The organism is Kribbella sp. CWNU-51, from assembly GCF_054073265.1.
The window spans coordinates 67,554-94,540 of record NZ_JBSXMZ010000031.1; the positions used below are offsets into that span (position 1 = coordinate 67,554).

General features: G+C 69.1%; 30 protein-coding genes and 1 tRNA gene. 18 read left to right on the forward strand and 13 right to left on the reverse strand.

The annotated features are described in order from the left end of the window. Window positions 1-395 precede the first annotated feature (395 nt). Both ACXC9Q_RS29095 and ACXC9Q_RS29100 read right to left on the reverse strand, forming a co-directional pair. Window positions 396-851: a MarR family winged helix-turn-helix transcriptional regulator gene (locus ACXC9Q_RS29095; RefSeq protein ID WP_457059816.1), complete on the reverse strand. Its 456-nt coding sequence runs from the start codon at window positions 849-851 to the stop codon at window positions 396-398. Between the two features lie 9 nt (window positions 852-860). Then, complete coding sequence (locus tag ACXC9Q_RS29100) at window positions 861-1,214, reverse strand: winged helix-turn-helix transcriptional regulator (RefSeq protein WP_457059817.1); 354 nt, start codon at window positions 1,212-1,214, stop codon at window positions 861-863. A 23-nt stretch (window positions 1,215-1,237) separates the two neighbouring features. Here ACXC9Q_RS29100 and ACXC9Q_RS29105 point away from each other — a divergent pair, with 23 nt between their 5' ends. Then, on the forward strand, window positions 1,238-1,507 hold the full coding sequence (locus ACXC9Q_RS29105) for a hypothetical protein (RefSeq protein WP_457059818.1): 270 nt from the start codon (window positions 1,238-1,240) through the stop codon (window positions 1,505-1,507). A 44-nt stretch (window positions 1,508-1,551) separates the two neighbouring features. Then, window positions 1,552-2,226 carry a sugar isomerase domain-containing protein gene (locus tag ACXC9Q_RS29110; protein ID WP_457059819.1) on the forward strand — a complete coding sequence of 225 codons (675 nt, stop codon included), beginning with the start codon at window positions 1,552-1,554 and terminating at the stop codon, window positions 2,224-2,226. 6 nt (window positions 2,227-2,232) lie between these two features. Here ACXC9Q_RS29110 and ACXC9Q_RS29115 read toward each other — a convergent pair whose 3' ends face one another. Continuing rightward, a complete protein-coding gene (locus tag ACXC9Q_RS29115) occupies window positions 2,233-2,991 on the reverse strand; it encodes a GntR family transcriptional regulator (protein ID WP_457059820.1) in 759 nt (252 codons plus the stop codon). A gap of 209 nt (window positions 2,992-3,200) precedes the next feature. Between ACXC9Q_RS29115 and ACXC9Q_RS29120 the strand changes: the two genes are divergently transcribed. The 5 genes from ACXC9Q_RS29120 to ACXC9Q_RS29140 all read left to right on the forward strand — a co-directional run bounded on the left by ACXC9Q_RS29120 (window position 3,201) and on the right by ACXC9Q_RS29140 (window position 7,641). Further along, window positions 3,201-4,148, forward strand: a complete 948-nt coding sequence (locus tag ACXC9Q_RS29120; RefSeq protein WP_457059821.1) for a glutathione S-transferase family protein — start codon at window positions 3,201-3,203, stop codon at window positions 4,146-4,148. A 123-nt stretch (window positions 4,149-4,271) separates the two neighbouring features. Continuing rightward, on the forward strand, window positions 4,272-4,934 hold the full coding sequence (locus ACXC9Q_RS29125; RefSeq protein ID WP_457059822.1) for a haloacid dehalogenase type II: 663 nt from the start codon (window positions 4,272-4,274) through the stop codon (window positions 4,932-4,934). A gap of 72 nt (window positions 4,935-5,006) precedes the next feature. After that, window positions 5,007-6,221 carry a Na+/H+ antiporter NhaA gene (nhaA, locus tag ACXC9Q_RS29130; protein WP_457059928.1) on the forward strand — a complete coding sequence of 405 codons (1,215 nt, stop codon included), beginning with the start codon at window positions 5,007-5,009 and terminating at the stop codon, window positions 6,219-6,221. 74 nt (window positions 6,222-6,295) lie between these two features. Next, entirely contained in the window at window positions 6,296-6,739 is a 444-nt protein-coding gene (locus ACXC9Q_RS29135; protein ID WP_457059823.1) for a phage holin family protein, read from the forward strand. Window positions 6,740-6,792: 53 nt separating this feature from the next. Further along, on the forward strand, window positions 6,793-7,641 hold the full coding sequence (locus ACXC9Q_RS29140) for an alpha/beta fold hydrolase (protein WP_457059824.1): 849 nt from the start codon (window positions 6,793-6,795) through the stop codon (window positions 7,639-7,641). 58 nt (window positions 7,642-7,699) lie between these two features. Here ACXC9Q_RS29140 and ACXC9Q_RS29145 read toward each other — a convergent pair whose 3' ends face one another. The 4 genes from ACXC9Q_RS29145 to nth all read right to left on the reverse strand — a co-directional run bounded on the left by ACXC9Q_RS29145 (window position 7,700) and on the right by nth (window position 11,106). Further along, window positions 7,700-8,872: a MarP family serine protease gene (locus tag ACXC9Q_RS29145; RefSeq protein ID WP_457059825.1), complete on the reverse strand. Its 1,173-nt coding sequence runs from the start codon at window positions 8,870-8,872 to the stop codon at window positions 7,700-7,702. After that, window positions 8,869-9,639 (reverse strand): NUDIX hydrolase, encoded by a 771-nt coding sequence (locus ACXC9Q_RS29150; protein WP_457059826.1) that lies wholly within the window; start codon window positions 9,637-9,639, stop codon window positions 8,869-8,871. Before ACXC9Q_RS29150 ends, ACXC9Q_RS29145 begins: the two co-directional genes overlap by 4 nt. Before the next feature lie 118 nt (window positions 9,640-9,757). Continuing rightward, the gene (locus ACXC9Q_RS29155; RefSeq protein WP_457059827.1) at window positions 9,758-10,345 is read right to left on the reverse strand and encodes a TlpA family protein disulfide reductase; all 588 of its coding nucleotides are present in this window, start codon (window positions 10,343-10,345) and stop codon (window positions 9,758-9,760) included. After that, window positions 10,342-11,106, reverse strand: a complete 765-nt coding sequence (gene nth, locus ACXC9Q_RS29160; RefSeq protein ID WP_457059828.1) for an endonuclease III — start codon at window positions 11,104-11,106, stop codon at window positions 10,342-10,344. The genes ACXC9Q_RS29155 and nth overlap by 4 nt, the downstream gene beginning before the upstream one ends. Before the next feature lie 133 nt (window positions 11,107-11,239). On the opposite strand from nth, the gene ACXC9Q_RS29165 reads away from it, so the two are divergent. Next, window positions 11,240-11,917: a Crp/Fnr family transcriptional regulator gene (locus ACXC9Q_RS29165; protein ID WP_328525327.1), complete on the forward strand. Its 678-nt coding sequence runs from the start codon at window positions 11,240-11,242 to the stop codon at window positions 11,915-11,917. A 123-nt stretch (window positions 11,918-12,040) separates the two neighbouring features. On the opposite strand, the gene ACXC9Q_RS29170 is transcribed toward ACXC9Q_RS29165, so the two are convergent. The 5 genes from ACXC9Q_RS29170 to ACXC9Q_RS29190 all read right to left on the reverse strand — a co-directional run bounded on the left by ACXC9Q_RS29170 (window position 12,041) and on the right by ACXC9Q_RS29190 (window position 15,406). Then, window positions 12,041-12,988 carry a type IV toxin-antitoxin system AbiEi family antitoxin domain-containing protein gene (locus ACXC9Q_RS29170; protein ID WP_457059829.1) on the reverse strand — a complete coding sequence of 316 codons (948 nt, stop codon included), beginning with the start codon at window positions 12,986-12,988 and terminating at the stop codon, window positions 12,041-12,043. Window positions 12,989-13,168: 180 nt separating this feature from the next. Then, window positions 13,169-13,936, reverse strand: coding sequence for an MBL fold metallo-hydrolase (locus ACXC9Q_RS29175; RefSeq protein ID WP_457059830.1), 768 nt, complete (start codon window positions 13,934-13,936; stop codon window positions 13,169-13,171). After that, entirely contained in the window at window positions 13,933-14,760 is an 828-nt protein-coding gene (locus ACXC9Q_RS29180; RefSeq protein WP_457059831.1) for an NUDIX hydrolase, read from the reverse strand. The genes ACXC9Q_RS29175 and ACXC9Q_RS29180 overlap by 4 nt, the downstream gene beginning before the upstream one ends. 26 nt (window positions 14,761-14,786) lie before the next feature. Beyond that, entirely contained in the window at window positions 14,787-15,248 is a 462-nt protein-coding gene (locus tag ACXC9Q_RS29185) for a RidA family protein (RefSeq protein WP_329483632.1), read from the reverse strand. Further along, window positions 15,245-15,406 (reverse strand): DUF4177 domain-containing protein, encoded by a 162-nt coding sequence (locus ACXC9Q_RS29190; RefSeq protein WP_165553378.1) that lies wholly within the window; start codon window positions 15,404-15,406, stop codon window positions 15,245-15,247. Before ACXC9Q_RS29190 ends, ACXC9Q_RS29185 begins: the two co-directional genes overlap by 4 nt. A 62-nt stretch (window positions 15,407-15,468) precedes the next feature. Here ACXC9Q_RS29190 and ACXC9Q_RS29195 point away from each other — a divergent pair, with 62 nt between their 5' ends. The 4 genes from ACXC9Q_RS29195 to ACXC9Q_RS29210 all read left to right on the forward strand — a co-directional run bounded on the left by ACXC9Q_RS29195 (window position 15,469) and on the right by ACXC9Q_RS29210 (window position 22,527). Continuing rightward, on the forward strand, window positions 15,469-16,419 hold the full coding sequence (locus tag ACXC9Q_RS29195) for an ArsA-related P-loop ATPase (RefSeq protein ID WP_457059832.1): 951 nt from the start codon (window positions 15,469-15,471) through the stop codon (window positions 16,417-16,419). Continuing rightward, window positions 16,416-17,537, forward strand: a complete 1,122-nt coding sequence (locus ACXC9Q_RS29200) for an ArsA family ATPase (RefSeq protein ID WP_457059834.1) — start codon at window positions 16,416-16,418, stop codon at window positions 17,535-17,537. The genes ACXC9Q_RS29195 and ACXC9Q_RS29200 overlap by 4 nt, the downstream gene beginning before the upstream one ends. 87 nt (window positions 17,538-17,624) lie before the next feature. Beyond that, on the forward strand, window positions 17,625-19,976 hold the full coding sequence (gene lon / locus ACXC9Q_RS29205; RefSeq protein WP_457059835.1) for an endopeptidase La: 2,352 nt from the start codon (window positions 17,625-17,627) through the stop codon (window positions 19,974-19,976). A gap of 142 nt (window positions 19,977-20,118) precedes the next feature. Continuing rightward, window positions 20,119-22,527, forward strand: a complete 2,409-nt coding sequence (locus ACXC9Q_RS29210) for a penicillin-binding protein (protein WP_457059836.1) — start codon at window positions 20,119-20,121, stop codon at window positions 22,525-22,527. A gap of 52 nt (window positions 22,528-22,579) precedes the next feature. On the opposite strand, the gene ACXC9Q_RS29215 is transcribed toward ACXC9Q_RS29210, so the two are convergent. Next, on the reverse strand, window positions 22,580-23,047 hold the full coding sequence (locus tag ACXC9Q_RS29215; protein WP_457059837.1) for a GatB/YqeY domain-containing protein: 468 nt from the start codon (window positions 23,045-23,047) through the stop codon (window positions 22,580-22,582). 32 nt (window positions 23,048-23,079) lie between these two features. Here ACXC9Q_RS29215 and ACXC9Q_RS29220 point away from each other — a divergent pair, with 32 nt between their 5' ends. From ACXC9Q_RS29220 to ACXC9Q_RS29245, 6 genes are all read left to right on the forward strand, one after another. Next, window positions 23,080-24,033: a metallophosphoesterase gene (locus ACXC9Q_RS29220; RefSeq protein WP_442914531.1), complete on the forward strand. Its 954-nt coding sequence runs from the start codon at window positions 23,080-23,082 to the stop codon at window positions 24,031-24,033. Window positions 24,034-24,042: 9 nt separating this feature from the next. Then, window positions 24,043-24,119, forward strand: a tRNA-Pro gene (locus ACXC9Q_RS29225). A gap of 51 nt (window positions 24,120-24,170) precedes the next feature. Next, the gene (gene lipB / locus ACXC9Q_RS29230; protein ID WP_457059838.1) at window positions 24,171-24,800 is read left to right on the forward strand and encodes a lipoyl(octanoyl) transferase LipB; all 630 of its coding nucleotides are present in this window, start codon (window positions 24,171-24,173) and stop codon (window positions 24,798-24,800) included. Window positions 24,801-24,818: 18 nt separating this feature from the next. Beyond that, complete coding sequence (locus ACXC9Q_RS29235) at window positions 24,819-25,304, forward strand: hypothetical protein (RefSeq protein ID WP_457059839.1); 486 nt, start codon at window positions 24,819-24,821, stop codon at window positions 25,302-25,304. Continuing rightward, the gene (locus ACXC9Q_RS29240) at window positions 25,297-25,998 is read left to right on the forward strand and encodes a carbohydrate-binding family 9-like protein (protein WP_457059840.1); all 702 of its coding nucleotides are present in this window, start codon (window positions 25,297-25,299) and stop codon (window positions 25,996-25,998) included. The genes ACXC9Q_RS29235 and ACXC9Q_RS29240 overlap by 8 nt, the downstream gene beginning before the upstream one ends. Window positions 25,999-26,041: 43 nt before the next feature. Next, complete coding sequence (locus tag ACXC9Q_RS29245) at window positions 26,042-26,974, forward strand: tetratricopeptide repeat protein (RefSeq protein ID WP_457059841.1); 933 nt, start codon at window positions 26,042-26,044, stop codon at window positions 26,972-26,974. The last annotated feature ends 13 nt before the right edge of the window (window positions 26,975-26,987 follow it).

Consider the following 26,987-nt stretch of genomic DNA (forward strand, 5'->3'; position numbering starts at 1 on the left):
GCCTGGGCGGCTCCGGACTGGGGTGACTCTGCATTCGTCACGTCGACGACTCCTCCTCGCTGGCTTCGGCGCGCTGGCGCGCCCGCCACCTTTCTACCAACGCCGGAGCCGAGGCGGAACCGGTGTATCGCCAAGCAGCCCCCGATCTGCGCCGAACAGGACCAATTCCAGGCCTGGCGGCGGGAGATTCCGGCGTACGACGGAACCGTTCGGACGGCCCGTGCATCGGAGTGGTCGTGAACGCGACGCAGCCGAACCCCCAGATGTCCGAGCCGACTGCTTCCGCCGCGGGGCCCCGGAAGATCTCCCGCGCCGCCCGCCGCCGGGTCCACGCCCGCGAGCACCGCGTTCGCCGTACCCAGAAGGCTGCTCGCGCTCAGCTCCCGGTCTGGGAGCTACTGGTGCTGGGCGAGGAGCCGGCCGAGGAGAGTGGTCAGGCGGCTGCGGTCCGCCGGTGAGAGCGCGGCGAAGATCTCGTCCTGGGCCTTCGTGGCCAGGGTGGTCAGGCGCTTGTACTGCCGGCGGCCCGAGGGGGTGATCGTGATGATGTTGCGGCGGCCGTCGTCCGGGTCCGGGGAGCGTTCGACGTACCCGTCCGTCTCGAGTTCGTTGAGAGCGGCAACCACGTCGCTGCGGTCGATGCAGCTGCGCCGGCCGAGCGCCGCCTGACTGGCCGGTCCGAACTCGACCAGCGTCGCGAGCAGCCGGAAGTGATAGCCCCGCGCACCACTCGCGGCGAACGCCTCGCCGACGATCCGCTGCGCGTGCGTCGCGCTCTGCGTCAGCAACCAGCTCGGCAACTGCGTCAACACGCTCGGCGTCTGCTCGTCCACGCCGCGCAGTCTAACCATTGGCTGACCCTACGATTCCCGCGCGTCGAGCAGTTCGTCCCAGTGCTCGGCCGTCCACTCGCAGACCACCCGCATCGGCTCGAGCAGACTCCGGCCGAGCTCGGTGAGCTCGTACGTCACCCGCCGTACCGGCGTCGTGTGCTCGGTCCGGCGGACGAAACCGTCCCGCTCGAGCGCGCGCAGCGACTGGGTGAGCACCTTGGGACTGACCCGCGCCAACGGCACCCGCAGCTCGGAGAACCGCCGCGGCCCGTCCTCCAGGCAGCGGAGCACCAGCCCGGCCCACTTGTCCCCGCCGATCCGGAACGGCAGCAGGGACGACGGGCAGATCTCCTCGAACATGTCCGCCCGCAACGCCTCCATGGCATGCCGACGGCACCCTGCTGATGGACACCCGCGGCTACCCGCAGGAGTACCGGTCGTTCTACCTCGCGCACCGAGGGGCGCTGGAGACCTTCGCGGCGTCGACACTCGACTGGGTGTCGGTGGCACCGGCCGGCGACTTCGACCATGCCGACCCGACGCGCTCCGGCCGCTACCGCGTCGTACCAGGCGACGCTGCCGGGCTGATCTCGTACGCCGATCTCGCCATCGCGCTCGTGGACGAGGTGGACCAGCCTGCTCATCATCGCGCGGCTATCGGGGTAGTGGTCTAGCCGGGTTCTCGCGGGTGGGGCGGCGGGGCGGTAGGTTCAGCGGCATGGCTGGGGCCGAGGGGTACATGCAGAAGGCGTTGGAGATCGCGCAGCGGGCGGCGGAGACGCAGGTCGGGCCGATTCGGGTCGCGGCGGGGCTGGTGGTCGAGGCGCTGACCGCGGGGAAGCGGTTCTGGGTGTTCGGGACCGGGCACAGTCATGCGCTGGCCGAGGAGTTGTACGGGCGGGCCGGCGGGCTCGCCGACGTACGGGCGGTGCTCGAACCGGGGCTGATGCTGCACGAGGGGTTGCAGAAGAGTTCGCTGCTGGAGCGGCTGCCCGGGCTGGCCGACGTGCTCCTGGAGATCAACGAGATCGCCGCCGGTGACGTCGTACTGATCGCGTCGAACTCGGGGCGGAACGCCGTACCCGTGGAGTTCGCGCTCGGGGCCCGGAAGCGGGGTGCGCAGGTGATCGTGCTGACATCGATGGCGCACAGTACGGCGACGACGTCGCGAGCCCCGGGTGGTCAGCGGCTGTTCGAGACCGCGGACGTGGTGATCGACAACTGCGGCGTCCCCGGCGACGCCCTGATCGAGGTCGACGGCAGCCCGGAGAAGACCGGAGCGACCTCGACGATGGTCGGCGCGATGCTCGTCCAGGCCCTCACGGTCGAGATCGTCACCCGCCTCACTGAGCGCGGCGAGACGCCGAAGGTCCTGCGCAGCCTGAACGTCTAGGCCGGCTCAGGTCGCGCGGTAGGCGACGGTGATGTCGTAGCGGTCGGAGCGGTAGGTCGAGCGGCCGAATTCGATGACCTCGCCGGAGGCGGTGCGGGGCGCTGAGGTGATGATCAGGCAGGGCGTGCTGGAGTCGATCTCGAGGAGGGCGGCGTCGCCGGGCTCGGGCGGGGCGGCGACGATCGACGCGGAGACCATGCCGAGGGTGACGCCCCAGCGGGACGACAGTTCGCCGTACAGGGAGTTCTCGCCGAAGTCGATGTCTTCGAGGCCGGGGTAGCGGTGCAGGGACAGCGCGGTGCGCTCGATCGCCATCGGCTCGCCGTCGGCGGTGCGCAGCCGGACCAGGTGCAGCACGGGGGTTCCGACCGGCTCCTCCAGCTCGCGGGCCAGGTCCTCGTCGGCCGAGCCGACCCGGTGCTCCAGCACCTTGGCGCCGGGCTTGATGCCGCGGTTGATCATGTCCTGGCTGAACGACGACGCGAGCATCCGGGACGGCCGCGGCTCGGCGACGAAGGTGCCGCCACCGGGGCGCCGGGCGGCCAGGCCCTCGGCCACCACACGGTCCACCTCCTGGCGCACGGTCATCCGGGCGACACCGAAGCGCTCCGCCAGGACGCGCTCGGAGGGCAGCACGGTACCGACGGCGAGGGATCGGGTGAGGTTCTCCAGAATCTCGCGGATCTGGTCACCCTTCGGCCGATCGGTCCGAAGCTCCGTGGGGAGTTCGGCGAGGTCGCCGGGGTTGTTCCTTGGGCGGGCCATGAGGTCAGTATCCCTGGGAATCTGCCCGGCAAACCGGTTGCCGGGGGTCGCGAGCCGCGGTCATGCTCCTGATCATTCGAGTGCTTCGGCCGCCTTGACATCGCTGTCCCGAACGACCTTGTCAGCCTGACTGTAACGGCTGCTACCACTTCACGGCCAGTGAGCCATCCACAGGTTGTAGGAATTTCGGACCGGGTAGTTTCGTCATCATGACTGCGGGACAGTTCGCACCGGAGAGCTCATCCACCGGCGAGTGGAAGCGGCAGGGCAATCGATTCACTGGCCGGATCACCCGCGATTCCCGATCCGCGCCCGGCCAGGGCCCGGACGATCAGGGCCGCTGGCCGGTCGAGCCCGGCCGGTACCGGCTGGTGGTGAGCCTGGCCTGCCCCTGGGCGCACCGGTCGGTGATCGTCCGGCGTCTGCTCGGCCTGGAGGACGCGATCAGCCTGGCGATCGTCGACCCGATCCGGGACGAGCGCGGCTGGCGGTTCACCCTCGACCCGGACGGCCGCGACCCGGTACTCGGCATCGAGTTCCTGTCCGAGGCCTACCTGCGGACTGATCCGTCGTACGACGGCCGCGTGACAGTGCCCGCGATCATCGACACCCGCACCGGCGAAGTCGTCACCAACGACTACCCGCAGATCACGCTCGACTTCTCGACCGAGTGGACCGACTTCCACCGCGAGGGCGCACCCCAGTTGATCCCACCGGACCGCGCCGAGCTGGACGAGCTGATCGAGGACATCTACCGGGACGTGAACAACGGCGTCTACCGGTGCGGCTTCGCGACCAGCCAGGAGGCGTACGAGGCGGCGTACGACGCTCTGTTCGCGCGGCTCGACGTCCTCGAGGAGCGGCTGGCGGACCGCGCGTACCTGCTCGGGGACACACTCCGCGAGGTCGACGTCCGCCTCTTCACCACCCTGGTCCGCTTCGACGCGGTGTACCACGGCCACTTCAAGTGCAACCGCCAGAAGCTGACCGAGTTCCCGCACTTGTGGGCCTACGCCCGCCGCCTCTACGCGTTGCCGGCCTTCGGCGACACCGTCGACTTCGATCAGATCAAGCGCCACTACTACGTCACCCACGACACGATCAACCCCACCGGCATCGTCCCCAAGGGCCCGGACTCGCGCGTCTGGACCACCTGATCAGAGGGCGAGCCCGCCCGTAGGTACTTGCTCTCAGCAACCTTCAGCGAACTGACGAAGGCCTCCCCCGCCAGTCCCATGGTCTTATCGTGAAACGACTGATCCAAGATGGCGGGAGTTGCGATGATCGACGTGCTGGTGCTCGACGTCAACGAGACGTTGTCGGATCTGGAGCCGCTGCGGGACCGGTTCGTCGCGGCCGGCCTGCCAGCGCACAGTCTGGACGCGTGGTTCGCGGCGACCCTGCGGGACGGGTTCGCGCTGACCGCGGCCGGCGCGTACGCCGACTTCCGCGCGGTGGCCGCGGATGTCCTGGCGACCCAGCTCGCCGGCGCGGGCATCGAGCCCACTGAGGACACGGTCACCGGCGTCCTGTCCGGCTTGACCCGGCTGGCATTGCACCCCGACGTCGAGCCGGGACTCCGGCGCCTGCACGACGCCGGCGCGCGGATCGTGACGCTCACGAACGGATCGGCCGCGATCTCCGAGCGGATGTTCACCGAGGGCGGGATCCTCCCGCTGCTCGAGCATCGGCTGGACGTGGCGACTCCACAGCGTTGGAAGCCGCATCCGGCTGCGTACCGGTACGCCGCTGAGGTGTGCGACGTACCGGTTGAGCGGATGGCCCTGGCCGCGGTGCACCCGTGGGACGTCGACGGCGCCCGGCGGGCCGGGCTCCAGGGGATCTACGTCGATCGGCGCGCGACGCCGTACCCCAAGGCGTTTCTCGCGCCGGATCTCGTCGTACCGGATTTCGAAGCCCTCGCGGCGGAGCTCAGCAGGTAGAATCCTGGCCAGGGTGTGCCGGGAAGGCTGGTCGGCGTGCGTCCGACCGACCCCGAGCCGAAGGGCCCGAGTATGAGCGAGCACCCGCGGGTCCGGCAGAAGAAGCGCGCGTTTCCCCGGATTCTCGGGCGAGAACGCGCCTTTCTCGCCGACACGCTGCGGGCCGAGACGACCGGTGGCCTGCTGTTGCTCGCCGCCGCGGTGATCGCGCTGGTCTGGGCCAACTCTCCGTGGCAGGACGCTTACCACCACCTGCTCGACACCCAGCTCGGACCGCTGACTGTCGAGGGCTGGACTTCTGACGGAGCTCTGACACTGTTCTTCTACCTGGCCGGTGTCGAGCTGAAGCGGGAGCTGGTGGTCGGCACGCTGTCGAAGCTGAGCGAGGCGGTGGTGCCGGTGGTCGCGGCCCTCGCCGGAATGGTGCTCCCGGCAATCATCTACCTGGCGGTGAACCTGACCGCCAGCCACGGCCGGCCGAGCGGCTGGGCGGTGCCGACGGCAACGGATATCGCGTTCGCCCTGGCCGTGCTGGCGATCGTCGGGTCGTCGTTGCCGAGCGCGCTGCGGGCGTTCCTGCTGACGCTGGCGGTGGTCGACGACTTCGGCGCGATCCTCGTGATCGCGGTGTTCTTCTCGCACGGCTTCCACCTGCTCCCGCTGCTCGCCTCGATCGTGCTCATCGCGGTCTGGTACCTCCTGCAGCACCGCCGCGTCCGGACGCCGTTCCTGTACATCCCGGTAGCGCTCGGCGCCTGGTGGTTCATGCACGAGTCGGGGATCCACGCGACAATCGCCGGGGTCGCGCTCGGGCTGGTCACCCGGGTGGTGCCGGATCCGGGTGAGGAGCACGCACCGGCCGAGCGGATCGAGCACCGGCTCCGGCCGTGGGTCGCGGGCATCGCCGTACCGCTGTTCGCGTTGTTCGCGGCCGGGGTGACGCTGAGCGGGAGCGCCGTACGGCAGCTGCTGACCGACCCGGTCGCGATCGGCGTGGTCGCGGGTCTGCTGTTGGGCAAGTCGATCGGGGTGTTCGGCGGGTCGTGGCTGACCGCGCGATTCACCCGGGCCGAGCTGAACTCCGACCTGGCCTGGCGGGATGTCGCCGCGGTGTCGGTGCTGGCCGGGATCGGGTTCACGGTCGCGCTGCTGATCGCGCAACTCGCGTTCGGCGCCGATGTCGCCCAGGTCGAGCGCGCCAAGGCCGCCGTACTGATCGCGTCGGTGCTGGCGGCACTGATCGCCGCCATCCTGCTCGCCCGGCGGAACCGGACGTACGCCGACTGAGCCTGGGGTACACGGGGTTGGGGAGTCGCGGCGGTAGTGTCAGGGGACGGACGTGTGGAAGGAGTGCCATGTCGATGGGGCAGAACGGGGATGAGCCCACGATCGGCCAGCTCGTCGCGAACGCCAGCAAGGACCTGTCCGGCCTGGTCCGCGGCGAGATCGAACTGGCGAAGACCGAGCTCAAGAAGACCGCCGTGAAGGCTGGGACCGGCGCCGGCATGTTCGCGGCGGCCGCCTTCCTGCTCGTGCTGGTGATCATCCTGCTGTCCATCGCCGCGGCGTTCGGACTCGTCGCGGCCGGGCTGGACCCGGCCATCGCGTTCCTGATCGTTGCCGGGGTCTACCTGCTGATCGCGGTGGTGCTGGTGCTGATCGGGAGGCGGACCTTGCGCGGCGCGAAGGGACCGCAGCGCACGATCGAGACCTCGAAGGAGTCGGTCGAGGCGCTCAAGGCGATCGGTAGGGGCGACGAGGACCCCGCGCTCGAGTCCCGGCCCGAGCCGGGCGTACCGCGCTGAGCCCGGCGGGTGTCGTCGACCTGCTGGTCGACGGGCCCTGGTCGCACTCGCTCGTGGCGGCCAACGGGGCACGGTTCCATGTCGCCGAATGTGGCGCCGCGGACGACCCGCTCGTCCTCTTCCTGCACGGCTTCCCCGAGTTCTGGTGGGCCTGGCGGCACCAGTTGCCAGTGGTCGCCAAGGCCGGCTACCGCGCCGTGGCCATGGACCTGCGCGGGTACGGCGCCAGCGACAAGACGCCTCGCGGTTACGACCCCTACACCGCCGCTGCTGACGTGTCGGGCGTGATCCGATCCCTCGGCGCCACGGATGCCGTCGTGATCGGCCACGGCTGGGGTGGGTTCATCGCCTGGTCGGCCGCCGTACTCGCACCGCGACAGATTCGCGGACTGGCGGCCGTCTCCGCGCCACACCCGCTCCTGCTGGCCCGCTCCGGTCTGACGAAGGCGCTGACCCGCACTGCCTGGTTCCAGCTGCCGATTCTCCCGGAGCGCCGGCTGCTGGCTCAGGACGGCATCCACATCGAGGGACTCCTCCGCGCCTGGTCCGCACCCGGAAGCACGTTCCCGGATGCGGAGGCGTCCCGGCGTTACCGCGCGGCGCTGCAGGTCTGGCCGGCCCCGCACTGCGCGCTCGAGTACCACCGCTGGTTCGCCCGCTCCCGGCTACGCCCCGACGGCCGCAAATACTCGGCCAGGATGCGTACGCCGATCGACGTCCCCGTGCTGCAGCTCCACGGGGCCCAGGACTCCGCGGTGTCCCCCACCGCGACCACCCCTCCTCGCCTGGTCACGGCCTCCCTCCGCCACGAACTGCTCGCCGACGCCGGTCACTTCCCCCACGAAGAGACCCCGGACCTGTTCAACAGCATGCTGGTCGACTGGCTGGCCAGTGTGCAGTGAGACCATCCGTCGTCACCGTCACACCCCTTCAATGCGATGGGACTCCGGATCGGCTGCATCAGGTGCAGGACTGTGTGGAGACTTCCTGGGTGGCGGTGGAGCCGTCCTTGGCGTCGTCGGAGACCTGGTCGGCGGTGAGAACGTAGCCGGTGCGGTTGTCCTCGACCGAGGCAGCGAAGACCACGCCGTACACGGTGCCTTTGTTCGACAGCAGCGGTCCGCCGGAGTTGCCGGGACGGACCGAGGCCCAGATCGAGTACGCCTCCCGGGTGACCGTGCGGTCGCCGTAGATGTCCGGGCCGCGGAGACGTTCCTCGGACCGGATCCGGGCCGGCTCGGAGTCGAACGGACCGTTCTCCGGGTAGCCGAGGACCACAGCCGGGTCGTCGGCCTTGCCGGTGAAGTCGAAGTCCAGCGGCGTCTCGGTCAGCTTGGGCACGTACAGTACGGCGATGTCGGTCTCGGGATCGAAGAGGACGACGGTCGCGTCGTACTTCTTGTTGTTCACCTGGACCTGCGGCGAGCTCACCCCGGCGACCACGTGCGCGTTCGTCATCACCCGCTGCGGCGCGTAGACGAATCCACTGCCCTCGAGGCCGCGCGAGCAGCTGGCGACCCCGGTCACCTTCGCGATCCGGCTGTACCCGTCCCGGACCGGCTTCTGCCTGGCGATCGCGGCGTCCGGCGGTTGCGTCTCGCGGATCCGCTCGGGCACGAACGGATCGAGGAAGCGCGGGAACAGATCGGTGTTGACCACGTCGTTGAACGACTGCAGGGCCCGGTCGGCGCTGCTCGGCAGCAGCTCGTCGACCTTCGCCAGCACCTGCGAGCCACGCACCGCCGAGGTCACGCTGGGGATCCGCGCCCCGCTGACCGCGACCCCGAGGACCCAGGACACGATGAGCACCGATACCGCCGCCAGCGCGGCGCCGCCGAGCGCGTCGAGGAACTTCACCGGCCGCCAGGACATCCTGTTCCGCAGTCTGGACCCGAGGACCGCGCCGAGCGTCCGGCCGATCGAGGCCAGCAGCACCACCAGCACCAGCGCGGCGAACGACACCGACACGCTTGGCGAGAAGTTGTCGAGCACCCGCGGCACACCCCAGACCCCGATGGCGGCACCGGCGAGCAGGCCGAGGGTGGCGCAGGCGCCCAACACGAACCCCTCGATATACCCCGAGATCGCCACCAGCGCGGTCACGATCACCAACGCCCAGTCGAGCTTGCTCACTCCACACCTTCCGGCTCTTCACCTAGCGACCGGCTGAGGTCGTGCTCGATGGCGGTCAGCCGCCGCACGTCCTCCGGCCGTCGCCCCTCGCTCCGCCAGGCCGCCTCGACCAGTCGGTCGGGCAACGGTACGACGACCGAGGGGTCCCAGTCGCGCGCCCACCCGCCGAGCAGGAGCAATTTGTCCAGCAGCCCGGCGGTGAAGCCCCAGATGTAGAGGTCGCCGATGGTGAAGGCCGGCCCGGTGAAGCCGGACGGGTGCAGGCAGCTGATCCGGTTCGCCGGATCGGCCAGCGCGCGCAGCGGCACGGTGTGCACCGAGGCGACCTCGGCCGAGTCGACCACCGCGACCGGCGACGGCTCCCGCCACCAGGCCAGCACCGGCGACACGCCGAAGTTGCTGACCGGCACCCACAGCGCCGGCCAGACCGCGAACGGTACGACGCCGGCCGGATCGAGCCCGGTCTCCTCCTCGGCCTCGCGCAACGCGGTCCGCACCAGTCCCTCGTCGCCGGTGCCGTCCTCCGGATCGACACCACCGCCGGGGAACGCCATCTGCCCGGCGTGCTTGCGCAACGTCCAGGCCCGCTCGGTCAGCAGCACCTCCGGCCCGTCGTTGCCATCAGCAAGCAAAATCAGTACGGCGGACTTCCGCACCGACGGATCGTCCGGTGGCAGGAACCTCGACAACTCGTTCGGATCAACCGCCTCCGACGCCTTCGCCAACGTCTCGAGCCACTCCGGGATCTCCACACCTTCGAAGGTCATGGGGCCTCCCGGCCTGGACTGAGGAGCGCAGGGAGCGAAGCGACTGGAGCGACGAGGGAAGGCCGGGAGACACAGCCCCATGACCACGCCGGCGCCGAAGGCCCGGCCAAAAGAACAGTCATGGCGTGACCCCAAGCTTGTCCTTTACCAGTTGGTCGAGTTGTTGCTGCGAGGTGAGGACGCCGCGGTGTACGAAGACGACGACGCCGTCCTGGTTCACGAACGCGGTCAACGGCGGGCCGCCGACCTTCAACGGTGACTGGATCGCCTTGTCCTGGTCGACCAGGTGTGGGTAGGCGAGACCTTCGTCGGTCGCGAAGCTCACCGCGAGCTCGGGACGCGGGTCGGCGTAGTCGATCCCCAGCATCCGCACCTTGCCCGACTTGGCCAGCTTCGCCAGGTACGGCGCTTCGTCGCGACAGGGACCGCACCACTGCGCCCACACGTTCACCACGAGCGGACCACGCAGGTCGGCGAGCCGGATGTCCGGACCGCCGCCCAGGCACGGCAGGCTGACGTCCGGCATTCCGTCGCCGACCGGCGGCTTGGACGGCGTCGCCGGGCAGGGAGCCAGCTTGTCCGCGCCGGCCACCGCTGTCGGGGTGGTGGCCGACGGGGTCGCGGCGGGCTGTTCGGATCCACACGACGCCAGGACCAGTCCGGCGACGAGCCAGCCGATCGCGCACAGCGTCGTACGGAAGTTCACGCGGGGACCTTCACCAGCTTCGCCGCCGCGACGGGGTCGGTCGGGCCGGTGCCGTACGACGGGCACCACTGGGCCACCGGGCAGGCGCCGCAGGCCGGCTTCTTGGCGTGGCAGCGGCGGCGGCCGTGGAAGATCAGCCGGTGCGACAGCATCGTCCAGTCCTTCTTCGGGAACAGGGCGCCGATGATGTGCTCGACCTTGACCGGGTCCTCCTCGGTCGTCCAGCCGAACCGCCGGACCAGCCGGCCGAAGTGCGTGTCGACCGTGATGCCCGGGATGCCGAAGGCGTTGCCGAGGACGACGTTCGCGGTCTTGCGGCCGGTGCCGGGGAGCTTGACCAGCTCGTCCAGCTTGTTCGGCACGATGCCGTCGTACTCGTCGACCAGGGCCTGGCCGAGCTTGATCACGCTGTTCGTCTTGGCCCGGAAGAATCCGGTCGGCTTGAGGATCGCCTCCATCTCCTCCCGGTCGGCCTCGGCGTACGCCTGCGCGGTCGGGTACTTGGCGAAGAGGGTCGGGGACACCTTGTTCACCGTGACGTCGGTGGTCTGGGCCGACAGGATGGTGGCCACCAGCAACTCGAGCGGGCTGGTGAAGTCCAGCTCGCAGTGAGCGTCCGGATACGTCTCGGTGAGCACCTTGTGCATCTTCCGGGCCCGGCGGACCAGCTGGGTGGGGGTCTCGTCGGTATAGACCGGCGCCTTGCGGGGGAGCTTCAGCGGCACCACCGCGAGGGGTTCCGCGACGCGCTGAGATGGCATGGAGGCAAGCCTACGTGGCGGTCCCGACACCGGAGGGGCTACGGTTTTGGGGCAACCGGGTGTGAACGACCCGGTGCCGGGCGGGGTCGATCCCCCGTTCGCAGCCGTGGTCGAAGGTCCTAGGAGGCCCAAAGTGGATGCCGCAGTGCTCCGACAGGCACCGCTGTTCAGTCAGCTCGACGACGAGGCGGCCGACGCCCTGGCCGCGTCGATGACCGAGAGCCGGCTGCGCCGCGGTCAGGTGCTGTTCCACGAGGGCGATTCCGGTGACCGGCTGTTCATCGTGGTCGAGGGCAAGGTCAAGCTCGGCCGCACCTCCGCGGACGGCCGGGAGAACCTGATCGCCGTGCTCGGGCCGGGCCAGATGTTCGGCGAGCTGTCGCTGTTCGACCCGGGACCGCGGTCCGCGACCGTCACCGCCGTCACCGACGCCTCGATCATGTCGCTGACCCACGACGAGCTGCTCCGCTGGCTGGACGGCCGCCCCGCGGTGGCCCGCGGCCTGCTGCTCCAGCTGGCTTCCCGGCTGCGCAAGGTCTCCGACGTGGTGGCCGACCTGGTCTTCTCCGACGTACCGGGCCGGGTCGCGAAGGCCCTGCTCGACCTGGCCAGCCGCTTCGGCCGCACCGCCGACGACGGCGTACACGTCCATCACGACCTGACCCAGGAGGAGCTGGCCCAGCTGGTCGGCGCCTCCCGCGAGACCGTCAACAAGGCCCTGGCCGACTTCGCCTCCCGCGGCTGGGTCCGCCTCGAGCCCCGCTCCGTCGTCCTCCTAGACGTAGACCGCCTCCAACGCCGCGCCCGCTAAGCCACCCCTACGCACCTACAGGCCGGCAAACCCCCGATCCGAGTGGTCATCCCCTGAGATCGGGGGTTGCCCACTCAGAATCTCAGTGGGCAACCCCTCACCTCCGTGGGCAGGGCTGGCGAGTCAGGCGGTACGGCGGGAGCGGGCGAAAGCCACCTGGATCCGGGCGATGACCCGGTCGGGGTGGTCCAAGTCGGCCCAGGTGAGGCGCACGATCTCGAGACCAAGTGCGCGCAATCGGTCTTCGCGGAATTTCTCCTGGATCAGGCTCTCCCGAGTGCGACCGGCATATTTCAGCAGCCCGTCGAACTCGACCACCGTCCGCTGGTCAGGGAAGTAGAAGTCGACCCGTCCGACGAAGCCGCCGGCATCGGTGAAGGTGGCTTGAAGCACCGGCGGCGGAAGGCCGTGGTTGTGCATCAGCACCCGTAGCCGCGACTCGCCGACCGATTCCGAGAGTGGGTCACTGAAGCGCAAAGCAGCCCGTGCGGTCGCACTGCCGGGCCAGAACGCTGTCACCTCCACCAGTCGCTGCAGGTCGTCCCGGCTGATCGCATGATCACGGTGCGCGGCGTCAGCACTGATCACGGCCGCCTCGAAGGACGACGTACAGGCGGTTTCGATCAAGGCACGCGGCACGGTCGTGACCGGCAAGCCGCTCATCATCGACAGATCGTCCGGCGGCAACTTGCCGCGATGGTGCCGTACGCCGGCGATACGACCACCTCGGTGCCGGTCCAGCCGGCTGACCTGGACCTCCGTGAGATCCGGTCCCCACAGAGGTACGCCGTGCACGGCGAGCGCCGATTGGTGGCTGACGGCAACGGCGCCGGGGCGGATGGAGTTCATCACCGCATGGACCAACCGCCGATGCTTCACGAGCTGCAGATCCCACGGCGTCAGCTCGCTCAGCTCCGCTGCCTCTGTGTACTGCCCGTAGCGGATCCGTTCCCATCGGCCGTCCTTGATCCGGTCGCGGATCTGGTCGGGCGTATAGCCGCAGTCACTGGCCTGGCCGCGGCTGAACACTCCGCCTTGCCGGTCCGCGAGCCGCTTCAATTTCGGATTCACCCACCAAGCATCGCCCGAACCACCGACCGTCCGCTGCCCTCGCCTTCACCCCTGTGGACAACCTCCAGCAGCGGACAACCCCCGATCTCGATGGCTATCCCCTCACTTGGGGGGTTGCCCATTGAGAAACTGAGGGGGCAACCCCTCATCTCGATGGGCTAGCCCGGCTGCAGCGGCGGATCAGGAGTTGAGGTAGTCGAGTTGGGCTCGGACGGAGCGTTCGGCGGCGGGCCAGAGGGTGCGATCTACGTCGGAGTACACGTGTTCGACGACGGCCTCTGGAGTCGTGTGGCCGGCGGCCACTGCCGCGCGGACCTGGTCGAGGCGTTCCTGGCGGTGCTCGAGGTAGAAGTCGAGGACTGCGCCGGGGTCATCGATGACGGGGCCGTGGCCGGGGAGCAGGCGGTCGACGCCGGCTGGGGAGTTGGCGAAGGCTCGGAGGCGTTCCAGGGAGTCGAGATAGGGGCCGAGGGCACCATCCGGGTGGGCTACCACGGACGTGCCGCGGCCGAGGACCGTGTCGCCGGTCAGCAGGGAGCCGTCCTGCGGGAGCCAGAAGCAGACCGAGTCCAGCGTGTGGCCCGGTGTCGGCAGGACCTCGATCCGGAGGCCGTCGGCGGTGATGACGTCACCTTCGGACAGTCCGTGAGCGTGGTCGGTGGGGATGCGGAACGCCGGATCCACCGCCCGGACCCCACATCCCGCCTGGTTCGCGAACCAGGCCGCACCCTCGGAGTGATCCGGGTGCTTGTGCGTGAGCAGTACGACGGCGACCTTGTCGGCCGCGTCCAGGACCGCGCGGAGATGGTCCTCCAGCATCGGCCCGGGGTCGACCACCACCGACCGCTCCCCGTCCGGCGCCCGCAGGATCCACGCGTTGGTCCCCTCCAGCGTCATCAGCCCGGGATTGTTCGCGAGCACCCGGCTCGCGTAGTCGGTGACTCTCATATCGTCTCCAGGTAGGCGTCGTCGCCGTCCACCCGCACGGTCGGCAGGACCGTCCGGATCTCGCGGTCACCCGCCTCAGCCAGGCTGGCGGCGACGTCGGCGTACGGCGTGAGTTCACGGCAGCACACGTACGTCGGGGGCAGCATCACCAACTCACCGACCTCGACCGCGGCGACCGCGTCGGCGGGGCGCATCCAGGCGACCTGGTCAGACTCGCTCGTCACGTCCCGGGTGATCTGGCCGGCCGGGAGCGCCGCGACGAAGAAGCAGGTGTCGTACCGCTTGGGCTCGAACTCGGGTGTGATCCAGTGCGCCCACGGACCCAGCAGATCGGCCCGCAGTACCAGCCCACGCCCGTGCAGGAACTCGGCAAACCCGAGCTCGCGCGTCTCGAGCGCGATCCGGTCGGCCTCCCAGTCCGCCCCGGTCGTGTCGCCGACCACGGACGAGCTCGACGGCCCGGCCAGCAGTACGCCGGACTCCTCGAACGTCTCCCGTACGGCGGCCGCCACGTAAGCCGCCGCGGTATCCGCCGAGCACCCCAGCCGGTCCGCGAACCAGGCCGGCGATGGCCCGGACCACGAGTCGGCGATGGTCGCGTCGGTCGCGTCGACCCGGCCGCCGGGGAACACTGTCATCCCGGCCGCGAACGCCATCGACCGCTGCCGCCGGAGGAGGTAGACCTCCGGCCCGGCGGCAGTGTCACGCAGCAGGATGACCGTCGACGCCGGCCGCGACTCGACCGGCGTCCGCCCTTCCCGGACATGCGCCAGCGCCGTCTCGGCCATCCGGCCGGACATCAGCTGCGATGTGAGATCGCGCACTGTCAGCCCACCGCCCTGGTCGGCGGTCAGCCGACCTCGACGATCAACTCGACCTCGACGGGTGCGTCGAGCGGCAGGACGGGTACGCCGACCGCACTACGGGCATGCTGGCCGGCCGCGCCGAAGACCTGGCCGAACAGTTCGGAGGCGCCGTTCGCCACCTGCGGCTGACCGGTGAAGTCCGGCGTGGAGGCGATGAACGCGACCGCCTTGACGATGCGCTTGACGTTCGCCAGGTCGCCGATCTCGGACTTGACCGCGGCCAGCGCGTTCAGCGCGCACTGCTGGGCGCACTCGCTCGCGACCTCGGGGCTGACCGCGTCGCCGACCTTGCCGGTGGCGATCAGGGTGCCGTCACGCAGCGGCAGTTGGCCGGACGTGTAGACGAGGTTGCCGGTCCGCACCACCGGGATATAGGCGGCGACCGGCTTGGCCACGTCGGGCAGCTTCAGGCCGAGCTCGGCCAGCTTCTCCTCGGGGTGGCTCATTTGTCCTCGATCTCCCGCTTGAAGTAGGCGACCAGGTTCTCGGGGTTCAGGCCCGGGACGACCTGGACCAGCTCCCAGCCGTCCTGGCCGAAGTTGTCCAGGATCTCCTTGGTCGAGTGGACCAGCAGCGGTGCGGTGAAGTACTCGAACTTCTTCATGACACGGACTCTAACGGGCTCCGATCCCAGTGTGCTGTGGGCCACGTCCTACCCTGGAGATCATGGCGAGACTGCACGTGGTCACCGGTAAAGGGGGCACCGGGAAGACGACTGTTGCGGCTGCTATGGCGTTGTCCCTGGCCGACCAGGGGAAGCGCATTCTGCTGGTCGAGGTCGAAGGACGCCAGGGGCTCGCCCAGCTCTTCGACGTACCCCCCCTTCCGTACGTCGAACGCCGGATCGCCCAGGGTCCCGGCGGCGGCGAGGTGTTCGCGCTGGCCGTGGACGCCGAGGCCGCGCTGCTGGAGTACCTCGACATGTACTACCACCTCGGCCGGGCCGGGAAGGCACTCGAGAAGGTGGGCGCGATCGACTTCGTCACCACGATCGCGCCGGGCCTGCGCGACGTACTGCTGACCGGCAAGGTCTACGAGGCGACGCGACGGAAGTCGCACGGGCGGCTCGCGTACGACGCTGTCGTGCTGGACGCACCACCGACCGGGCGGATCGCGCGGTTCCTGAACGTGAACCAGGAGGTGGCTGGCCTGGCCAAGGTCGGACCGGTCCGCAACCAGGCGGACGCGATCATGGGCATGCTGCGCTCGGACGTCACCCGGATCCACCTGGTCACGCTGCTCGAGGAGATGCCGGTCCAGGAGACCCTGGACGCGGTCGAGCAGCTCGAGGCCCTCGACCTGCGGATCGGATCGATCGTGGTGAACATGGTCCGGAAGAGCCCGCTCGACGACGACGCGCTGGCCCTTGCGGTGAAGGAGAAACTGCCGATCACCGAGCTGACCAGAGGCCTGCGGGCGGCCGGGCTCACGGCCGGCAGCGAGCTGGTCAAGACGCTGGCCACCGAGGCACACGATCACGCGATCCGGGTCGGACTCGAACGCGAGAACCGTGACCGAATAGAGGCCCTCGGCAAGAGGGTCACCGAGCTCGCCCTGCAGCCGGAGGGCATCGACCAGGGTGCACTGGTGGACTTGGCCGAGGAGCTCCGCGGATGAGTGCCCTGGATCTGGATGCTTTGATCGACGACCCGGCGACGCGCATTGTGGTTACCTGCGGCGCGGGTGGGGTCGGCAAGACGACCACGGCCGCGGCACTTGGTCTGCGCGCTGCCGAGCGCGGGCGGAAGGTCGTCGTACTGACGATCGACCCGGCGCGGCGGCTGGCGCAGTCGCTCGGGCTGACCGAGCTGGACAACACCCCGCGGGCCGTGGCCGACGTCGACACCGCGAACGGCGGCCGGCTGGACGCGATGATGCTGGACATGAAGCGCACCTTCGACGACGTGGTGCTCGCGCACGCGACGCCGGAGAAGGCCGAGCAGATCCTGGCGAATCCCTTCTACGTCGCGCTGTCGTCGTCGTTCGCGGGGACGCAGGAGTACATGGCGATGGAGAAGCTCGGCCAGCTGCACAAGCAGGCGGAGGGCACCGGCGAGTGGGACCTGATCGTGGTGGACACACCGCCGTCGCGGTCGGCACTGGACTTCCTCGACGCACCGGAGCGGCTGGCGTCATTGCTGGAGGGACGGTTCCTGCGGTTGCTGCTGGCGCCGGCCCGCGGGCCGTTCAAGCTGATGTCCGCCGGGGTGAACATGGCGATGTCGGTGCTGAACAAGGTGCTCGGTGCTCAGGTGCTGACCGACGTACAGACGTTCGTTGCCGCGTTCGACACGTTGTTCGGTGGTTTCCGGCAGCGGGCCGAGCAGACGGTGGCTCTGCTGCGGGAGCCGCACACCGCCTTCCTGGTGGTGGCCGCCCCGCAGAACGACGCGCTGCGGGAGGCGTCGTACTTCGCCGAGCGGTTGCGTGAGGAAGGCATGCCGCTGGCCGGCGTCGTGCTGAACCGGGTGACGAACACGCAGGTGCCGGATCTGTCGGCGGAGCGCTCACTGGCCGCGGCGGAGAAGCTCGAGGAAGCAGACAAGTCGCCGCTGACGGCCGCCGTACTGCGGCTGCACGCGGACAAGATGCAGCAGGTCATCAGTGACCACAAGCGGGCGAACCGGTTCCGGCGCGGTCATCGCTCGATCCGGACGGTCGAGGTGCCCGCGCTGGCCGACGATGTCCACGACCTGAGTGGTCTACGCCAGATCGCGGACCTGCTGACAGCCTGATTTCACCGTCAGCGAACGCCGGGAATGACCTGGTGGGGCCCGTGGTTGAGCCTGTCAGACTCAATCTTTGGATAAGGGTGTGACAGCGTGACCGATACGTTGAATCTTCCTGTTCTGCCGCTGGACGACGTCGTGGTCCTGCCGGGAATGGTCGTGCCGGTCCGACTGGCCGACCCCGAGGCCCGGGCCGCGATCGACGCCGCCCAGGCCTCCGGCGAGGACCAGGTGCTGCTGGTACCGCGGTTGGACGGGAAATATGCGAAGGCCGGGACGCTCGGTGAGATCGAGCAGATCGGCCGGCTGCCGGGCGGTGCCCAGGCGGCCGTGATCCGCGGGACCTCAAGGGTCCTGATCGGCGCCGGGACCACCGGTCCGGGTGCCGCGCTCTGGGTGAGCGCGACCGAACTGCACGAGATCACCGACGCCAAGTCGGCCGAGCTCGCGCGCGAGTACAAGACCCTGATGACCTCGGTGCTGCAGCGTCGCGGCGCCTACCAGGTGATCGACTCCGTGAAGCAGGTGAACGACCCGGCGGAGCTGTCCGACTTGGCCGGCTACGCGTCGTACCTGACCAACGAGCAGAAGTCCTGGCTGGTGGAGAACGCGAACGTCTCCGAGCGGCTGGAGAAGCTGATCGGTTGGGTGAAGGACCACCTCGCCGAGCTCGAGGTCTCCGAGACGATCCAGAAGGACGTCCAGGAGGGCATGGAGAAGCAGCAGCGAGAGTTCCTGCTGCGCCAGCAGATGGCCGCGATCCGCAAGGAGCTGGCCGAGCTGGACGGTAAGGCCGAGTCCGAGGAAGAGGACTACCGGGCCCGCGTCGAGGCGGCCGACCTGCCGGAGCACGTCCGCAAGGCCGCGCTCACCGAGGTCGACAAGCTGGAGCGGACCGCGGAGCAGTCTCCCGAGGTCGGCTGGATCCGGACCTGGCTGGACACCGTCCTCGAGCTGCCGTGGAACGAGCGGACCGAGGACAGCTACGACATCCGCGAGGCGCGGGCCGTGCTGGACGCGGACCACTCCGGACTGGATGACGTGAAGGAGCGCATCACCGAATACCTGGCCGTACGGCGTCGCCGCGCGGACCGTGGTCTCGGTGTAGTCGGTGGGCGTCGTAGTGGCGCCGTACTGGCTCTGGTGGGTCCGCCTGGTGTGGGTAAGACCTCGCTGGGTGAGTCCGTGGCGCGTGCGATGGGACGGAAGTTCGTCCGGGTCGCGCTGGGTGGTGTTCGGGACGAGGCCGAGATCCGCGGTCACCGGCGTACGTACGTCGGTGCTCTGCCGGGCCGGATCGTTCGGGCCATCACCGAGGCCGGATCGATGAACCCGGTCGTGCTGCTGGACGAGATCGACAAGGTGGGCGCGGACTACCGGGGTGACCCGACCGCCGCGCTGCTGGAGGTCTTGGACCCCGCGCAGAACCACACCTTCCGGGACCACTACCTGGAGGTCGAGCTGGACCTGTCCGACGTGGTCTTCCTGGCCACGGCGAACGTGCTGGACTCCATCCCGGCGCCTCTGCTGGACCGGATGGAACTGGTGCAGCTGGACGGGTACACCGAGGACGAGAAGGTCGTCATCGCCCGTGACCACCTGCTCCCGCGTCAGCTGGAGCGGGCGGGCCTGACGGCGGACGAGGTGACCGTCGACGACTCGGCGCTGCGACTGCTGGCCGGCGAGTACACGCGTGAGGCCGGCGTACGGCAGCTGGAGCGTGGGATCTCCCGGGTGCTGCGCAAGGTGACGGCGAAGCTCGCGCTTGGCGAGGACGTCGGCAACCTGACCGTCGGTGCGGGTGACCTGAAGCAGTACCTGGGCTCGCCGAAGTTCACGCCGGAGACGGCAGAGCGTACGGCGCTGCCGGGTGTGGCCACTGGTCTGGCAGTCACGGGTGCCGGCGGTGATGTGCTCTTCATCGAGGCATCGCTGGCGGACAAGGAGACCGGCCCGACCGGAGTCACGTTGACCGGACAGCTCGGTGACGTGATGAAGGAGTCGGCGCAGATCGCCCTGTCGTACCTGCGCTCGCACGGCGCGGAGCTGGGGCTGCCCGTCAGCGACCTGGCCGAGCGGAACACCCACATCCACGTGCCGGCCGGTGCGGTCCCGAAGGACGGTCCGTCGGCGGGTGTGACGATGACAACGGCGCTGGCGTCGCTGCTGTCCGGGCGGCCGGTCCGCTCGGAGGTCGCGATGACCGGTGAGGTGTCGCTGACCGGACGGGTCCTCCCGATCGGTGGGGTGAAGCAGAAGCTGCTCGCCGCGCACCGGGCCGGGTTGACCACGATCCTGATCCCGAAGCGGAACGAGCCGGACCTGGAGGACGTGCCGGAGTCCGTGCTGTCGGAGCTGACCGTTCACCCGGTGAGCGACGTCCGCGAGGTCCTGGAGCTGGCGCTGGAACCGGCTCAGGTCGACGTACACCAGTACGCCGCCTGACCCGTCGTACCGCAGGAGGGCCCGAGCGATTGCTCGGGCCCTCCTCCTTTTGGATGAAACTTGATAGCACCTCCCGCAGAGCGTGATGGAGCTCACAATCATGGCGGTAACCCAACCAGGCGTTCCCGTAGTCTCTATAACCATGCGCGTCAGGGAGAAGGGTGACCGGGGAGTCGTCCAATCGGTGGTTCTGTTCCTAGGGGTGAGCGTGCTGTCGGGGGCCTTGGCCGCCGGTTTGGCCATCCCGTTCGCCGGCTTGGCCGGGTTCACTACACAGAAGACCAACGAGACCCTGCAGGACCTGCCGCAGCAGTTCGACGAGGTCCCGCAGAAACAGAAGAGCACCATCCTGGCCGCCGACGGCTCGGTGATCGCCACCCTGGCCGAGCAGAACCGGGTGCCGGTCAAGCTCGGCGCGGTCGCGCCGATCATGCAGAAGGCGATCGTCGCGATCGAGGACGACCGGTTCTACCAGCACGGCGCGCTGGACCTCAAGGGCACGCTGCGCGCGCTGCTGCAGAACAAGTCCTCGGGCGGTATCCAGCAGGGCGGCTCGAGCATCACCCAGCAGTACGTGAAGGTGAGCCTGGTCGAGAAGGCGAAGACGCCCGAGGAGGTCGCGGAGGCGACTGCCGACACGTACCAGCGCAAGGTCGCCGAGCTGCGGTACGCGATCGCGGTCGAGAAGGAGTACTCGAAGAACGAGATCCTGGAGAAGTACCTCAACCTGGCGAACTTCGGCGACGGCGCCTGGGGCATCCAGGCCGCCGCGCAGCACTACTTCTCCGTGAACGCCTCCCAGCTGACCCTGCCGCAGGCCGCACTGCTGGCCGGCCTGGTGAAGAACCCGACCGGCTACGACCCGACCAACGACATGAAGCGCGCCAAGGACCGCCGCGACGTGGTCGTCAAGCGGATGCTCGAGCTCAAGGTCATCTCGGTGGCCCAGGCGAACTCGGCCCTGAAGACGCCGGTCATCGACCCGGCCAAGGTCCGCCCGAACAAACTCGGCTGCGCCAACGGCCCGTACCCGTTCTACTGCGAGTACGTCGTCTCCCAGCTCGAGGCGAACCCGGCCTTCGGCAAGACCAAGGTCGACCGCGAGAACTTCCTCAAGACCGCCGGCCTCACCGTCCGGACGTCGCTCGACCCGAAGATCCAGAAGGCCGCGCAGCACTCGATCGACATCCATTCCAAGCCCACCGACTCCGCGATCGCGGCGATCACGATCGTCGAGCCCGGCACCGGCCTGGTGAAGGCAATGGTGCAGAGCAAGCCGTACGGCGGCAAGAAGAACCAGACGTCGTACAACTACAACGTCGAGAAGTCCTACCCCGGTGGGTATGGCGGCTTCCAGAACGGTTCGACGATGAAGGCCTTCACGATCGCGGCCGCGATCCAGAAGGGCATCCCGCTGAACTACCAGATCGTCTCGCCCAGCCCGATCAACCTGGGCGGGAAGAAGTGGACGACCTGCGACGGGCACGTCACCGCCGAGAAGGGCTGGTCGCCGCAGAACTCGACCAACAACGTTCCGGACCCGACGATGGTCGAGGCGGCGCAGAAGTCGACCAACACCTACTTCATCCAGTTGTCGGAGCAGACCGGCCTGTGCGCGATCTCGAAGATCGCGACCTCCTTGGGCATGGTCGACGCGCAGACCGGCCAACCGCTCGGCCAGTACCCGTCTATGACGCTCGGCGTCGGCCTCGTGACACCGCTGCAGCTGTCCAGCGCGTACGCCGCCTTCGCCGCACGCGGCATGTACTGCACGCCGTGGCTGGTCACCTCGATCAAGAACGCCGCCGGCAAGTCGGTCGGGTCTCCCGGCGCGAACTGCAAGCAGGCGCTGGCCCCAGAGGTCGCCGACGGCGTGAACGCCGTGCTGCACACGGTGATGGAGCAGGGCGGCACCGGCCAGCACCTGAAGTTCGGCAACAGCGACCTGGCCGGTAAGACCGGAACGATCCAGGAGAACAAGGCGGTGTGGTTCTCCGGGTACTCCAGCAAGCTGGCTGCCGCCTCGGTGGTCGCCGACGCCTCACTCCCGTACCGGAACCTGATCAACCAGACGCTCAACGGCGACAAGATGAGCGACGCATCCGGTTCCGGCACCGCCGGGCCGCTGTGGATGACCGCGTTGCAGGGTGCTCTGCAGGGCGCCCCGACGACGCGTTTCACGGCGCCGTCGGACAAGACCATGCGCGGCAACGTGAAGGATCTGCCGTTCGTGAACGGCATGAACCCGGACGACGCCACCAACAAGCTGCGCCAGGCCGGGTTCCAGGTGGAGCTTGCCCCCGGCACCGTCGACTCCGAGGAGACCGCCGGCACGGTCGCCTACACGACTCCGCGCCAGCGCGACGGCGCTCCCGAGGGCTCGAAGGTCACCATCTACATCTCCAACGGCAGCAAGCAGAACCAGCCGGGCCAGCCGACCAACACCGCCCAGCCACCGGGTACCAAACCACCGGGCGGCCCGACCACCATCAACCCCAACTGCCCACCGTGGAACCCGAAGTACCCCAAGTGTGGCGGCAGGGGCCGCTAGCAACTGAGAAGGGCCTCGTCCAGCCAGGACGAGGCCCTTCGCCGTCGTTGCGTCAGGCGCCCAGTTGGCGCTTCACCTCGGCGGAGACGACGCCGCCGTCGGCCTTGCCCTTGATCTTGGGCTGAAGGGCGCCCATCACCTTGCCGATCCCGCGGGGACCCAGCTGGGCGGCTCCGGTGCTGGCGATGGTCTCGGTCACCAGGGCGACGATCTCTTCCTGGGACAACTGCTCCGGCAGGTACTCGGCCAGGATGTCCGCCTCGGCCTGTTCCTTGTCGGCGAGCTCGGTGCGGCCGGCCTCGCGGTAGGCGACGACGGACTCACGGCGCTTCTTCGCCTCGGAGCTGAGGACGTCGACGACCTCGGCGTCGGAGAGCTCGCGGGCCTCCTTGCCGGCCACCTCCTCCTTGGTGACCGCGGTGAGCGCCATCCGCAGGGTGGACTTGCGGATCTCGTCGCGCGCCTTCAGAGCGGCGGTCATGTCGTCGTGCAGGCGCTGCTTCATTCCGGAGTTGGACATACCTGAGATTGTGGCAGGCTGGTGAAATGAGTCTGCGCGGGATTGCCACCACCACCCTCAAGGCCACGGCGGTCGTCGGTGCCGTGGGCGCCGTCTGTGTCGCGTACGCGGCCGGCGTCGAGGTGCGCTGGTTCACACTGCGCAGAGTCACGGTGCCGGTGCTGCCGGAGGGATCCACGCCGCTCAAGGTCCTGCATCTGTCCGACCTGCACCTGTGGCCGACCCAGGAGCGCAAGATCAACTGGGTGAACGGTCTGGCCGCGCTCGAGCCCGACCTGATCGTGAACACCGGCGACAACCTCTCCCACGAGGATTCGGTCCGGCCACTGCTCCGCGCGTACGGCGATCTGCTCGACGTGCCGGGTGTGTTCGTGTTCGGCTCCAACGACTACTGGAAGCCGCACTTCAAGAACCCGGGCAAGTACTTGCTGCCGGCGCACAAGCAGCGGCACAAGCCGCACGGCCCGGACCTGCCGTACGAGGAGATGCGGCGCGCGTTCACCGGTGCCGGGTGGACCGACCTGAACAACGCCAAGGCGACGGTCAAGGTCAACGGCCTGCGGCTGGACTTCGCCGGCACCGACGACCCGCATATCAAGCGCGACCGGTACGACGAGGTCGCGGGTGAGATCGATCCGACGGCCGACCTGTCCATCGGCGTCACGCACGCGCCGTACCAGCGCGTCCTGAACGGCTTCGTCGGCGACGGCTATCCCCTGGTCCTGGCCGGCCACACCCACGGCGGCCAGCTCGCCGTGCCGCTGTACGGCGCCCTCGTGACCAACTGCGATCTGGACACCTCGCGGGTGAAGGGCCTGTCCACGTGGGGCCACAACGGCCGCCAAGCGGCTCTGCACGTGTCCGCGGGTCTCGGCACTTCGCCGTACGCGCCGGTCCGGTTCGCCTGCCGGCCGGAGGCGACATTGCTCACTCTCGTGCCGCGGATAAACCCGATTTCGTCCCCACGGTCGGCGCATGTAAGCTAACGGCGACTTCGGGCTGTGGCGCAGCTTGGTAGCGCGCTTCGTTCGGGACGAAGAGGTCGCAGGTTCAAATCCTGTCAGCCCGACCAACACAAGGCGGTGACTCCGGTCACCGCCTTTGTGCTGTCTAGGCTGGCGTCATGCAGCGGGTTGATCTGGGTGAGCTGGAGTACGAGGTCGCGGCCAAGGAGATGCGTGGCTGGGTCGAGGAGCGGGTGGCGGGGGCGGCCGGGGATCGGCTCTTCCTGCTGAGTCATCCGCCGGTGATCACGTACGGGCCGCGGACCGCGCTCGACGATCTGCCCGCGGAGACGGCCGGCATCCCGGCCGTCGCGGTCGATCGCGGTGGCTTCGCGACGTACCACGGACCGGGACAGCTGGTCGGGTATCTGGTCGTCGACCTGAAGTCGCGCGGACCGGTGGACATCGTGCGGTGGGTCGAGAACGGGCTGATCGACGCGCTCGGCTCGCTCGGCTTCCCGCTGGTACGACGGGACACACCGAAGGGGGCGAGCAGTCTGGTCGGGGTGTGGACCGAGGACGGCCGGAAGCTGTGTTCGATCGGGATGCGGATCCGGCGTGGCGTGACCAGCCACGGGTTCTCGGTGAACGTGGATCCCGACATGACGGTGTTTCACACGTTCACGAGTTGCGGGCTGCACGATGTCACGATGGTCTCGCTCGCCGACCTCGCGGCCGAGCGCGGCATCGCCACCCCGACGGACGCGGAGGTCCGCGACGCGATCGCGGACTCCCTGGGAGCCGCGTAATCCCGATAGCCTGCGGCAATGAGTCAGGACGACGACGGCCGGATGCCCGAGGATCTCGAGGCCGTCCTGGAGGCCGCCGACGAGGACGCGGCCGAGGAGGACGACGAGGGCCGGTTCGACGCGCCGCCGTTGCCGCCGCTGCTGATCCTGGCCGTCGTGGGGCTGTTGTGCGGGTTCGCGACGATCGCGCTGGTGTGGCTGAGTGAGCGCAGTTGTGAGCGGTTCCGCGACACCACGAGCTGCGGTGCCCTCGGGTTGCCGCTGCTGGTCCTGATCGTGGTCGTGACGATCGTCCTCGGCGGGCTCGCGCTGAGCCGGCTGGCGATGCCGCACCCCCGGCTGATCGCGTTCCTCGGGGTCGCGTTCATGCTGGTCCTCGTACTGGCCTTCCTGACCGGGAGCCTCGACTCGCCGTGGACCCTGGCTGTCGTCCCGGTCCTGACCGCGATCACCTTCCTGCTCGCCAATCTCGTCGCCCGACTGCTGGAGCGTGCCGATGCCTGACCTGCCCGTCTACGAGTGCCCGCGGACCCCGGCCGCGCCGAACCTCGACGGCACCCTGACCGATCCCGCCTGGGACGTCGCCCCCTGGACCACCGACTTCGTCCCGATCGCCGGCGAGGGACCGGCGCCGCGGTTCCGGACCCGGGCGAAGCTGATGTACGACGACCAGTACCTGTACGTCGGCGGCGTCCTCGAGGAGCCGCACCTCTGGTCGACGATGACCGAGAAGAACAGCAAGCTCTTCCACGAGAACAACTTCGAGCTGTTCCTCGACCCGGACGGCGACGGCCAGAACTACTACGAGTTCGAGATCAACCCGCTCGGCACGATCTGGGAGCTCACGCTGCCCAAGCCGTACATCGACGGCGGCGTACCGATCGACCCGACCAACCTGCCCGGGCTGCGGACCGCGATCCACCTCGACGGAACGGTCAACGACCCGTCCGACACCGACACCGCGTGGTCCGTGGAGCTCGCCGTACCGTGGGCCGACCTGGCGTCGTACAACGCGGGCCGAGCGACCCCGCCGAACCCGGGTGACGAGTGGCGGATGAACCTGATGCGGTGCGAGTGGCCGCACGAGGTGGTCGACGGCGCGTACGTGAAGGGTGACGGCATCGAGTTCTGGGTGTGGTCGCCGCAGTACATCGAGGACATGCACCGGCCGGACCGGTGGGGAGTCCTCCGTTTCTGACCCGGTGACATGGCGTTCACAGGCCCGAGTAACAATGAGTTACGTGACTTTGGGGGGCTCCGGCGAGCTGAACCACCTCGAGGGCGACCAGGTCGTCAGCGCGATCGAGCGCGCGTGCGAGAGCGACCTGCGGACCGCCCTCCGGCTGGTGGCGCGGTACTCGGCGTACTGGTGGTCGCGCGGCCTGCAGGACGAGGCCGCGGCGGCCGCCGAGCGGGTGCTCAGCATGCTGGGCCGCACCGTGCCGGTCGGGCTCGACGAGGAGTATCTGCTGGCGGTGATCCACGGGGCCGCGTCGGCCGAGCAGGAGCAGGTGGAGCTGGCCCAGCAGATCGTGCTGACGGCGACCGGGCCGTTCCGGTACTCCGTGACCGTGCTGCTGTGGTCGCTGGTGTTCGGGCCGTTCGAGCCTGCCGCTGTGGTCGAGGACGTCCTGGAGCGCAACGAGTCCGGCGACGCCTGGGCCCGCGCAGCCGTCGAGCTCTGCCGGGGCTACCCGGGTCTCACGCGCGCAGCGCCGAGTGATGCCGCACAGGCATTACGTACGGCGCTGGGACGCTTCCGGATGCTCGAGGACCGCTGGGGCATGTTCCTCGCCCTGACCGCACTCCGGCAGGTCGTCGACGAGCCGCTGGACCTCACGACGGACGCTCTGCGGCTGGCAGAGGAGCTGTGCCTCGGTGAGGAGACCGCGCGGCTGCTGTGTGAGCGCGGCGACCTCTACCGGGCCTTGGGCAAGCTGGAAGACGCTCACGAGGACTACAGCCGCGCTCTGGCCATCGGCGAGCACGCCGACTTCCCGGAGACCGTGGCGGCCGCTCGGCTCGGTCTGGCCCGCACGGCCCGGCACTCCGGCAACCTGCCCGCGGCCCGCGCCCACCTCTCCTCGGTCCTCGCCTTCCCGGAGCTGGAGGACGCCCACTCCGAAGCCCTGCACGAACTCGCGGTGCTGAACGCGTCCGAAGCCTCCGCATAGCACCCGACCACAT

Coding starts and splice junctions, on each gene's coding strand:
- ACXC9Q_RS29190 (WP_165553378.1), bottom strand. CDS start 15,406: ATGAAGAAGTTCGAGTACTTCACCGCACCGCTGCTGGTCCACTCGACC.
- nth (WP_457059828.1), bottom strand. CDS start 11,106: ATGCCATCTCAGCGCGTCGCGGAACCCCTCGCGGTGGTGCCGCTGAAG.
- ACXC9Q_RS29100 (WP_457059817.1), bottom strand. CDS start 1,214: ATGGAGGCGTTGCGGGCGGACATGTTCGAGGAGATCTGCCCGTCGTCC.
- ACXC9Q_RS29095 (WP_457059816.1), bottom strand. CDS start 851: ATGGTTAGACTGCGCGGCGTGGACGAGCAGACGCCGAGCGTGTTGACG.
- ACXC9Q_RS29215 (WP_457059837.1), bottom strand. CDS start 23,047: ATGTCCAACTCCGGAATGAAGCAGCGCCTGCACGACGACATGACCGCC.
- lipB (WP_457059838.1), top strand. CDS start 24,171: ATGCAGCGGGTTGATCTGGGTGAGCTGGAGTACGAGGTCGCGGCCAAG.
- ACXC9Q_RS29185 (WP_329483632.1), bottom strand. CDS start 15,248: ATGAGCCACCCCGAGGAGAAGCTGGCCGAGCTCGGCCTGAAGCTGCCC.
- ACXC9Q_RS29105 (WP_457059818.1), top strand. CDS start 1,238: ATGGACACCCGCGGCTACCCGCAGGAGTACCGGTCGTTCTACCTCGCG.
- ACXC9Q_RS29115 (WP_457059820.1), bottom strand. CDS start 2,991: ATGGCCCGCCCAAGGAACAACCCCGGCGACCTCGCCGAACTCCCCACG.
- ACXC9Q_RS29110 (WP_457059819.1), top strand. CDS start 1,552: ATGGCTGGGGCCGAGGGGTACATGCAGAAGGCGTTGGAGATCGCGCAG.
- ACXC9Q_RS29135 (WP_457059823.1), top strand. CDS start 6,296: ATGGGGCAGAACGGGGATGAGCCCACGATCGGCCAGCTCGTCGCGAAC.
- ACXC9Q_RS29210 (WP_457059836.1), top strand. CDS start 20,119: ATGCGCGTCAGGGAGAAGGGTGACCGGGGAGTCGTCCAATCGGTGGTT.
- ACXC9Q_RS29120 (WP_457059821.1), top strand. CDS start 3,201: ATGACTGCGGGACAGTTCGCACCGGAGAGCTCATCCACCGGCGAGTGG.
- ACXC9Q_RS29240 (WP_457059840.1), top strand. CDS start 25,297: ATGCCTGACCTGCCCGTCTACGAGTGCCCGCGGACCCCGGCCGCGCCG.
- ACXC9Q_RS29175 (WP_457059830.1), bottom strand. CDS start 13,936: ATGAGAGTCACCGACTACGCGAGCCGGGTGCTCGCGAACAATCCCGGG.
- nhaA (WP_457059928.1), top strand. CDS start 5,007: ATGAGCGAGCACCCGCGGGTCCGGCAGAAGAAGCGCGCGTTTCCCCGG.
- ACXC9Q_RS29235 (WP_457059839.1), top strand. CDS start 24,819: ATGAGTCAGGACGACGACGGCCGGATGCCCGAGGATCTCGAGGCCGTC.
- ACXC9Q_RS29150 (WP_457059826.1), bottom strand. CDS start 9,639: ATGACCTTCGAAGGTGTGGAGATCCCGGAGTGGCTCGAGACGTTGGCG.
- ACXC9Q_RS29200 (WP_457059834.1), top strand. CDS start 16,416: ATGAGTGCCCTGGATCTGGATGCTTTGATCGACGACCCGGCGACGCGC.
- ACXC9Q_RS29195 (WP_457059832.1), top strand. CDS start 15,469: ATGGCGAGACTGCACGTGGTCACCGGTAAAGGGGGCACCGGGAAGACG.
- ACXC9Q_RS29125 (WP_457059822.1), top strand. CDS start 4,272: ATGATCGACGTGCTGGTGCTCGACGTCAACGAGACGTTGTCGGATCTG.